7 protein-coding genes and 1 riboswitch are annotated in these 10,000 nt (G+C 34.8%); all 7 genes read right to left on the minus strand.

The features are described 5' to 3' along the window. A partial coding sequence (locus tag LDL23_RS00200; protein WP_291263898.1) for a dihydropteroate synthase occupies positions 1–1,043 on the minus strand: 1,043 nt, incomplete at its 3' end. A gap of 143 nt (positions 1,044–1,186) precedes the next feature. Next, a complete protein-coding gene (locus LDL23_RS00205; protein WP_291263899.1) occupies positions 1,187–2,173 on the minus strand; it encodes a homocysteine S-methyltransferase family protein in 987 nt (328 codons plus the stop codon). A 98-nt stretch (positions 2,174–2,271) separates the two neighbouring features. Beyond that, a riboswitch (SAM riboswitch) is annotated at positions 2,272–2,376 on the minus strand. Positions 2,377–2,528: 152 nt separating this feature from the next. Next, on the minus strand, positions 2,529–3,701 hold the full coding sequence (locus LDL23_RS00210; RefSeq protein ID WP_291263900.1) for an aminotransferase class I/II-fold pyridoxal phosphate-dependent enzyme: 1,173 nt from the start codon (positions 3,699–3,701) through the stop codon (positions 2,529–2,531). A 90-nt stretch (positions 3,702–3,791) separates the two neighbouring features. Beyond that, positions 3,792–6,206, minus strand: coding sequence for a bifunctional aspartate kinase/homoserine dehydrogenase I (thrA, locus tag LDL23_RS00215; protein ID WP_291263901.1), 2,415 nt, complete (start codon positions 6,204–6,206; stop codon positions 3,792–3,794). Position 6,207: 1 nt separating this feature from the next. Continuing rightward, a complete protein-coding gene (locus LDL23_RS00220) occupies positions 6,208–7,173 on the minus strand; it encodes an alpha/beta fold hydrolase (protein ID WP_291263902.1) in 966 nt (321 codons plus the stop codon). 65 nt (positions 7,174–7,238) lie between these two features. After that, complete coding sequence (locus LDL23_RS00225) at positions 7,239–8,531, minus strand: O-acetylhomoserine aminocarboxypropyltransferase/cysteine synthase family protein (RefSeq protein ID WP_291263903.1); 1,293 nt, start codon at positions 8,529–8,531, stop codon at positions 7,239–7,241. 461 nt (positions 8,532–8,992) lie between these two features. Then, on the minus strand, positions 8,993–9,877 hold the full coding sequence (locus LDL23_RS00230) for a choice-of-anchor J domain-containing protein (RefSeq protein WP_291263904.1): 885 nt from the start codon (positions 9,875–9,877) through the stop codon (positions 8,993–8,995). Positions 9,878–10,000: the final 123 nt, after the last annotated feature.

Below are 10,000 nucleotides of genomic sequence, written 5' to 3' on the forward strand. Positions count from 1 at the left end.
TCTTCCACATCAATTTCAATAAACTCGTCGATTCCTTTTACTAACGAATGCGTTAATCGCTCTTGAACCGAACCGTTTCGCCATTCGGCAATAGCTTTTTCATTCGATTTTATGTCACCTTTGAAACTTTCCGCTAATTCTAACAAACGTTCGGTAGCATCTTCTCTTCTATTTAGCAAAACATCTTCCACATGTTCCAATAAAACGGGGTCAATTTCATCGTAAATCTCTAACATTTCTGGATTTACAATTCCCATCGTCATTCCGTTTTGAATCGCATGATACAAAAATGCTGAATGCATTGCTTCACGCACTTTATCATTACCACGGAAAGAAAAAGAAACATTACTAACTCCGCCCGAGACATTTGCATAAGGAAGATTTTCGCGAATCCATTTGGTTGCTCGGAAGAAATCTAAAGCATTTAATTTATGCTCTTCCATTCCGGTTGCGACTGGAAAAATATTAGGATCAAAAATGATGTCTTCAGCTGGAAAACCAACTTTTTCAACTAATATATCGTAACTTCTTTTACAGATTTCGATACGTCTTTCGTAAGTATCCGCTTGACCATTTTCATCAAAAGCCATTACAATTACAGCAGCTCCGTATCGTTTGATTAATTTAGCATGATGAATAAAAGTAGCTTCTCCTTCTTTTAAAGAAATCGAATTCACCACACCTTTTCCTTGAATCACTTTTAACCCAGCTTCAATGATTTCCCATTTGGAAGAATCAATCATTACTGGTACTCGGGCAATATCGGGTTCGGCCGCGATTAGATTTAGGAATTTAGTCATCGCATAAACGCCATCTAACATTCCTTCATCCATATTGACATCGATGATTTGCGCGCCACCTTCTACTTGAGCACGTGCAATTTCTAAAGCTTCATCGTATTTTTCTTCTTTAATTAATCGAAGAAATTTTCTAGAACCAGTTACGTTTGTTCGTTCTCCAACATTTACAAAATTGGTTTCTGGAGTTACAATCAAAGGTTCTAAACCTGATAATTTTAAATATTTATCGGAATTATAACTCATTACTTATTCTTTTATAATGTTTCGCAACATCTTTCCAAAAGGTTTTACTGTTGCTCACGTATTGGCAAACCCAACATCGTTGCGACTGTAAAAATGTTTCGAATTGTATTTTTATAAAATTATTTTTCATTGTATTTCTTTGCTTAAACCAAAACACTTTCTCTTGGCTTGAATTCATTTGCTACCTCCGCAATTAATTTGATGTGTTCTGGCGTTGTTCCGCAACATCCACCGATGATATTCACTAAATTTTCTTGTAAATATTCGCGAATTAATTGTTGCATTTCTTCAGGCGTTTGGTCGTATTGTCCGAAGGCATTGGGTAAACCTGCATTGGGATGCGCCGAAATATTTAATGAGGTGTTATTTCCTAATCGTTTCAAATATGGTTTCAATTGGTCAGCTCCCAAAGCGCAATTAAATCCAACGCTCAACAAAGGAATATGCAAAATTGAAATCAAAAAAGCTTCCACTGTTTGACCCGATAATGTTCTTCCAGAAGCATCGGTAATTGTACCTGAAACCATTACTGGAATATCTATATTGCGTTCCTCTTTCACTTCTTCAATCGCGAACAAAGCGGCTTTTGCATTTAACGTATCGAAAATAGTTTCTACCAAAAGTAAATCGCTACCGCCGTCAATTAACGCTTCGACTTGTTGTTTGTAGGCGATTTTTAGGTCGTCGAAATTCACAGCTCGAAATCCTGGGTCATTTACATCAGGCGACATCGATGCTGTTCGGTTTGTTGGACCAATGGAACCTGCTACAAATCTTGGTTTATCGGTAAATTCATCCGCAACTTCACGAGCGATTTTTGCGGATTGAAAATTCAACTCAAAGACCAAATCTTCCATGTGATAATCCGCCATTCCGATAGTCGTTCCCGAAAAAGTATTGGTTTCTACAATATCAGCACCTGCTTCAAAATAAGCGCGATGTACCGATTTTACTGCTTCGGGTTGGGTGATGGAAAGTAAATCGTTATTTCCTTTTAATGGATGTGGAAAATCTTTGAAACGTTCGCCTCTAAAATCTTCTTCTTCAAATTTATAACGTTGTAACATCGTTCCCATCGCTCCATCGAGCACGAGAATTCGTTTTTTGATTTCTTCTTGAATTTTTGACATATTATCTTTTAACCGCAAAGCTCGCAAAGGATTTTCGCAAGGTTTGCAATGCTTTACTTTATTTAATATGTTATCAAGAAATTGGAGAAAATTTCCTTGGGTTATCTGCTTCCGATAAATCGGAATAGAATGTAGCACCTTCTACAAGTGTAGGGTTGCTAAGCTTTCATAGGGTCTATTCCCTCCAGCTTTCGTGATAACAAACACTATGTTTATGAACACCGCAAATGTAGTGACAAAATTGAAATAATGAAATATTTTCTAAAATTTCATTAAAAAAAGATTATTTATAGATTTATATTCTAAATTAATTATTTTAAACAGAATATAAATCTATAAAATATTTTAAAAACTTTTATTCTAACGCTTGTTTTAAGTCATTAATTACATCTTGAACCGTTTCCAAACCAACAGAAACGCGCACCAAACCATCTGTAATACTTACAGCTAAACGTTCTTCTTCAGTTAATTTGCTGTGAGTTGTGGAAGCTGGATGAGTTACAATCGAACGCGTATCACCTAAATTAGCAGATAACGAACATAGTTTGATTTTATCCAAAAACTTTCTTCCCGATTCAATTCCGCCTTTGATTTCGAAAGCTACGATGTTTCCAGCTAATTTCATTTGCTTTTTAGCGACTTCATATTGTGGATGCGATTTCAAAAATGGGTATTTCACAGAAGCTACATTCGGATGATTTTCTAAAAATTCAGCGACTTTTAAAGCGTTTTCGCAATGTTTTTCGATACGAACTGGCAACGTTTCCAAACTTTTGGACAACACCCAAGCATTGAAAGGCGACAAAGCGGGTCCAGTATTTCGGGAAAACAAATAAATTTCGCGAATTAAATCCGAACGACCAACAGTTACTCCACCTAAAACACGCCCTTGACCATCGATTAATTTAGTTGCGGAATGAATCACTAAATCAGCACCGAATTGAATTGGGTTTTGAATATAAGGCGTTGCAAAACAGTTATCGATGATTAAAATTAAGTTGTGTTTTTTGGCAATTTTCCCCAACAATTCTAAATCTAAAATATCAACCGCTGGATTAGTTGGAGATTCTGCGTAAAGAATTTTTGTATTTGGTTGGATGAAATTTTCAATCGTTTCTGGTTTATTTACATCGAAGTAACTCGTCGTGATATTCCATTTAGGAAAATATTTGGTAAATAACGTATGCGTCGAACCAAACACACTACTCGCTGAAACGATATGATCACCTGAATTCAATAAAGCAGCAAAAGTAGAGTACACCGCTGCCATTCCTGTTGCGAAAGCGTAGCCATCTTCTGCTCCTTCCATTTGACAAATTTTTTCAACAAATTCGGATGTATTGGGATTGGAAAATCGGCTGTAAATATTGCGTTCTTTTTCTTCCGCAAATGAAGCGCGCATGTCTTCGGCATCTTCAAAAATAAAACTCGAAGTTAAATATAACGGAACGGAATGTTCTAAATATTGTGTGCGCTCTAATTGCGTTCTGATGGCTTGGGTTTCTAATCCTAAATTTTGATTGCTCATGCTTTGTTTGTTGAATTGTTTAATCGTTGAACTGATAAAGTGTAAAACCTACAAGAATTTTTACATCTTGCAGGTTTTGAGTTTGAGTGGTTATAATTTTTTTTCGGATAAGCGTAAAATATCGCCAAAAACACCTCTTGCAGTAACAGATGCTCCTGCTCCAGCGCCTTGAATTACTATAGGTTGCTCTCCGTACGATTCCGTGTAAATTTCAAAAATAGAATCCGAACCTTTTAAGGAACCTAAAGCTGAGTTGGCTGGAACCGAAATTAATTTTACTTCTAACTTTCCTTTGTCCTGTTGTAAATCGCCAGATAATTCACCGATGTATCGCAATACTTCATTTGGACCTTGAGCGTCTTTGATGTTTTGGTAAATTCCATCTAATTCGGATAAGCGTTTTAGAAAATCAGTTGCACTTCCTTCGCGTAAGACTTCTGGAATTAAGTTTTGAATTTGGATTTCTTCGAACTCGTTTTGCAAATCTAATTCGCGTGCTAAGATTAACAATTTTCGACCCACATCGTTTCCGTTTAAATCTTCTCTTGGGTCGGGTTCAGTGAAACCTTTATCAATTGCTTCTTGTAAAACTTCGCTGAATTTTTTGTCTTCTATCGAAAAATTATTGAATAAATAACTCAAAGTTCCAGAGAAAACACCTTTTATTTTGGTGATGTTCTCACCTGACAAATGCAGTAATTTAATTGTATCAATTAACGGCAAACCTGCACCAACATTTGTTTCATACAAGTATTCTTTTTGGCTGTCTTTTAAGACTTTTCGCAGTTTTTTGTAGAAATCAAAACTTACGGTATTCGCGACTTTATTAGAAGAAATCAAATCGAAACTATTTTCAGCTAACGAAATGTAATTTTCAATGAAAGCCGCACTTGCGGTGTTGTCAATTGCAATTAAATTTTCTAAATGGTGTTCTTTGGCGTACCCGATAATATCTTCTACTTTGTAATCTTGGCCTTTGTCTTCTAAAGTTGCTTTCCAATTTTCGCTAATTCCAAATTTATTCAACAAGACTTTCTTTGAATTCGCAATCGCAAATACATTTAGCTTGATTCCTTTTCGTTTTTCGATATTTTTTGCCGATTCTAAAATTTGAGAAATCAAAGTTCCGCCAACCGTTCCGTGACCGAAAATAGCAATGTTGATTTTTTTCGCTACTCCAAAAATTTCACCGTGAATCACATTTAATGCGCGTTTGAATTCATCTTGACTAATCACCAAACTGATGTTTCTTCCCGTAACGGTATTATTCAACAAAATTGGCGTGATCTTATTTCGAATTAAAGCCGTGTATGGTTTGTGGAAATTCGTTAAATCTTGTCCGATAATCGAAATCACCGCTATGTTATCGTTTACTGAAATTTTATTGACATCTTTTGTGTAAAAATCGGTTTCAAACTCTTTTTCTAAACCAACCAAAGCCTTTGATGCTTTATCGGAATTTACCACCAAACCAATTCCTCTTTCCGAAGAACCTTGTGAAATGATGCTTACGCTAATGTCGTTTTCAGCCATTACTCGGAAAATTCGTGCATCAACACCTATTTTTCCTAATAAACCTCTTCCTTCTAAATTTATCAACGACACATTGGTTAAAACCGAAAGCGATTTGATGCCTTCATTGGTTTGTTCCGAAGTAATTAATGTTCCATCATTTTCTGGATTAAACGTGTTTAAAATTCGTAACGGAATATTTTTTTCTACTAAAGGAATAATCGTTTTGGCATGTAAAATTTGCGCTCCAAAGTTTGCTAGTTCATTTGCTTCGTTGAATGATAAACGTTCGATTTTTTTTGCATCTGCAACTAAATCAGGGTTTGCTGTGAAAATTCCGTCAACGTGTGTGTAATTTTGAAATTCTTCGGCGTTTAGATAATTCGCTAATAAGGAAGCCGTGTAATTACTTCCATTTCTCCCTAAAGTCGTGGTTTCGTTGTGTAAAGTTGAACCAATAAAACCCGTTACGACATTGACTTTATCTGTATTTTTTTCGAAATAATCTAACACATTTCGTTTTGAAACAGCGTCAATTGGTTGGGCATTACCGAAATTTAAATCTGTTCTTATTAATTGACGAGAATCTGTGAATTGTGCCTTGATGCTGTTTTCGTTTAAAACGTTAGCCACATATTTTGCTGATAAAATTTCGCCATACGCAATAACTTGATCTTTGATTTTCTCACTGTAATCGCCTAAAAGCGAAACGCCTTCTAATAATTTCTGCAAAACCGAGAATTCTTCCTCGAAGATGTTTTCTTTTAATCCTTCTAATTGGTATTTCTTGAATTGCTCAAAATCCGCTTGAAAATTAATGTTGGCTTGTGCTTTTTTTAGTAAAATTACCAATTCATCAGTAGCGTTTCCTCTTGCCGAAACTACGACTGCGATGGGTTCGTTATTGAAATATTTTTGAGCAATCGTTTGAATTACTTTTTGTAATCCTTCTCCGTTTGCTAATGATTTTCCTCCAAATTTTAATATTTTCATTTTAATTAAATATAGGTTTAAGTATGTTGTTTAGTTGTTCAAATTCTATCAAGAACGCATCGTGTCCGTGAATGGATTTGATTTCGTGATAAAATGAATAGTTTTTGTAGTTTTTGACTTCCTGAAAAGCGGTTTTGATTTCGTTTGCCGTAAAAAAATAATCGGTATCCACACTTATTAGATGAATATTCGATGTGATGCTTTTGATGACTTCCGATTGATTTTTGTTTTTAAAAATATCTGTAGTTTTCAATAAATGATTCATGAGTTTGTAAGCCGAAAGTTGAAATCGATTTTGCAATTTTTCTCCGTGATGCAACAACCAACTTTCCACTTGAAACAATCCTTCCGAATTTTGCAATTGGTTATGGAATTTTTCTTGTAATGATTCGGGTGTTCGATACAATAACATGGCGTGAATTCGGGCATCGTGAATTGGGTTTTTGGAATTATTCAGAATTAAATCTTGAATTAATACATTTCCAATCAACCAATCAGAAGCTTTCCAATTGGTTGCTACCGGAATTAAATTCGCAATCGCTTTTGGACGAATCGCCGCCATTTCCCAAGCAATTGCTCCGCCTAAACTTCCACCAATAACAGCAAAAACTTGATTCACTTTAAACGAATCGATTCCTTTCCAAAATAAATTAGCAATATCATAAGTGGTAAAATCTTGATAATTTTCAATCAAATTTTCCGAATCTTGATAGCCGTTTCCAGGAATATTGAAAGCTAAAACTGCATATTTTTTGGTATCAATAATTTTCTCATCTCCAATTAACGATTGCCACCAACCGTTTTCGCCAATAACTTGTGAATTTCCGGTCAAAGCATGATTCACTACCACCAAAGGCGCCGAACCAATCGATTGTCCAAACAATTGATAGGACAAAATCACTTTTGCTTGCACTACTCCATTTTGCAACGGAACATTTTGGAACACTATTTTTTGAATTGTACTCATCTTTCTTTTTAAAAAAAAGACTGCCTTTAGGTAGGTCTATCGGCAGCCTTCAAACAAACAAAAACCTAAACTAAATTTTGAACTGGCAATTTTTCGAAAACACTTTGTAAATCGGTTTTCAAGTCTTCTATATCTTCTAATCCAACGGATAAACGAATTAAATCTTTCGTTACTCCCGTTGTGATTTGTTGTTCTTCTGACAATTGTTGATGCGTTGTACTTGCTGGATGAATAATTAATGATTTTGTATCACCAATATTAGCCAACAATGAGAAAAATTGGGTTTCATCGGCAACTTTTTTAGCAGCTTCGTAACCGCCTTTTAATCCAAAAGTTACGATACCGCTTTGTCCTTCTGGTAAATATTCTTGAGCTAAATCATAATATTTTGACGAAATCAATCCAGGATAATTTACCCATGCCACTTCTGGACGTTTTTGTAACCATTTGGCTAATTCCAAGGCATTTTCACTGTGTTTTTTGATTCGGATAGCCAATGTTTCCAAACCTTGAATAATTTGAAATGCGTTAAACGGACTTAACGAAGCGCCCAAATCCCGTAATCCCTCGATTCTGACTTTTGCGATAAATGATGCAGCACCTAACACTTCATAATATTTTAATCCGTGATACCCTGCTGAAGGTTCTGTGAATTCTGGGAATTTTCCGTTGCTCCAATCGAAATTTCCTGCATCAATGATAACGCCTCCAAGCGAAGTTCCGTTTCCACCGATGTATTTGGTTAGGGAATGAATTACGATGTTGGCTCCGTGTTCGATTGGGTTAAGCAAAAAGGGGGTTGCCACAGTGTTATCCACAATAAAAGGCACTTTGTAGGTTTGTGCGGCTTTTGAAATGGCTTTTAAATCGAGTACATCTAATTTTGGATTTCCTAAACTTTCAGCAAAGAACACTCTTGTATTTTCTTGTGCTGCGTTTAAGAAGTTTTCTGGATTTGATGGATCTACGAATGTTGTAGTGATGCCTAATCTTGGCAAAGTCACGTTTAATAAATTATATGTTCCGCCGTATAAACTATTGGAAGCAACAATATGGTCACCAGCTTTTAATAACGTTAACAAAGCAGTTGAAATGGCTGCAGTTCCTGAAGCGGTTACGACAGCTCCAATTCCGCCTTCTAATTTGGCTAAGCGTTGTTCTAAGATATCGTTTGTTGGATTATTTAATCTTGTGTAAATAAAACCGGCTTCGGCCAAACCAAAAAGATTGGCTGCGTGGTCAGAATTATTGAAAACGTAAGATGTGGTTTGGTAAATTGGAACCGCTCTTGTTCCAGCGTTTTTAGTTGTGTCGTGTCCTGCATGTAAAGCGTTTGTTGCAAATTTATTTGTGCTCATGATATTTTTATTTTTGATGTTATTGTATTTTTTAATGTTTTTGATTTTACTGAGTTTGATTCAGCTACACATTCGACAACATCGTCTTGGATTGTAAATGGCTATTTTCATGTTCTGTTGTGTTTTTTAGAAATAAAAAAACCTCTGCTTTCGACAGAGGTTATATTGAATTAATTTATTTTTAAAATTATGCAATAGGTTTCCTCTGCGGATTGTTCCACATCATCATACACATATTGCACATTGTAAAGTTCATTTTCTATTTCTTTTAGTTTGATAGGGCAAAATTAGATTTATTTTCTAAAATAAAAAAATAAATAGATTATTTTTCTAAATTTTGTTATTTTAATTTAAAAAATTAGATTATTATTCTAAAAACAACGTAAACAACAAAAATAAAATCTAGAATAAACAAAAAAGAGGCAAAAGCCTCTTTTTAAAATCTATTATTTAAAATAAAATTAATTTTTTACAAACTTAGAAGTTCCTTTTCCTTCATTTGTCTCAATTGAAACAAAATAAACACCAGAAGATAAATTTGACACATCAATTGAAGTGCTTGAAGAACTTGTAGACACTACTCTCCCGTTTAAATCTGTAATTGACAAACTATTGATTGTCATTTCATTTTTCACAGAAATATTCAACACATTATTAACCGGATTAGGATAAATCGAAAAATTATTTTTAAAGAAAGAATCAGAACTTAATGGTCTATCTACAGAAAACGAGTCAACTCCAATAAAATCAGAATTTGCTCCTGAAGGCCCTCCACTTGTAACAAAATATCTAAACGCAATTTTGCAACTTGTAGCGGTAGGCAAACCAGAAACCGTGTAAGAGTATTGTGTCCAAACGTTTGGATAACCAGAAGCGATCAATGTTGGATTAACTTCCAGTGCCAAAGTTGTATAATCTCCAACACCTGCTGCTCCAGAAGGATTAGCTGAAGACGCACCATTTGTGCTTATTCTCAATTGTAATCTATCTGCATAAGCTGGCGCACTAACTGTTCTGGTATAAAACGTTAACACATCACCATTTACAAGACTAATTACTGGCGTTATTAACCAATTACTAATAGTGTTAGCGCCAGCAACACTATTAAAGTTACAAGCAATATAAGAATTAGCTACTCCGGCATAGGAATCAAAAGGCCCTCCATTAGCTACTGGATTTCCCTGAAACCAATTTGGATTTGTTCCAACTGGAGTACTTTGATTAGTTGAAGTCCAACCAGCAACAGTAAGTGTTGTAATATTGTCAAAATTTTCTGATAATAAATTTTGCGCTTGAAATGATAGAGAAACTAACAACAAGCCAAGAGAAAGTAATGTTTTTTTCATAAAGTGAATTTAATTGTTATTGATGAAATAAAATTATAGATAACTATCTGATAAAAAATTAATTACCGATAAACTGTCATAAATGTCGACAACAAAACAGTTTTCTTAAAAAAAATAGAATAA

This window comes from Flavobacterium sp. (genome assembly GCF_020217025.1).
Lineage (GTDB): Bacteria > Bacteroidota > Bacteroidia > Flavobacteriales > Flavobacteriaceae > Flavobacterium.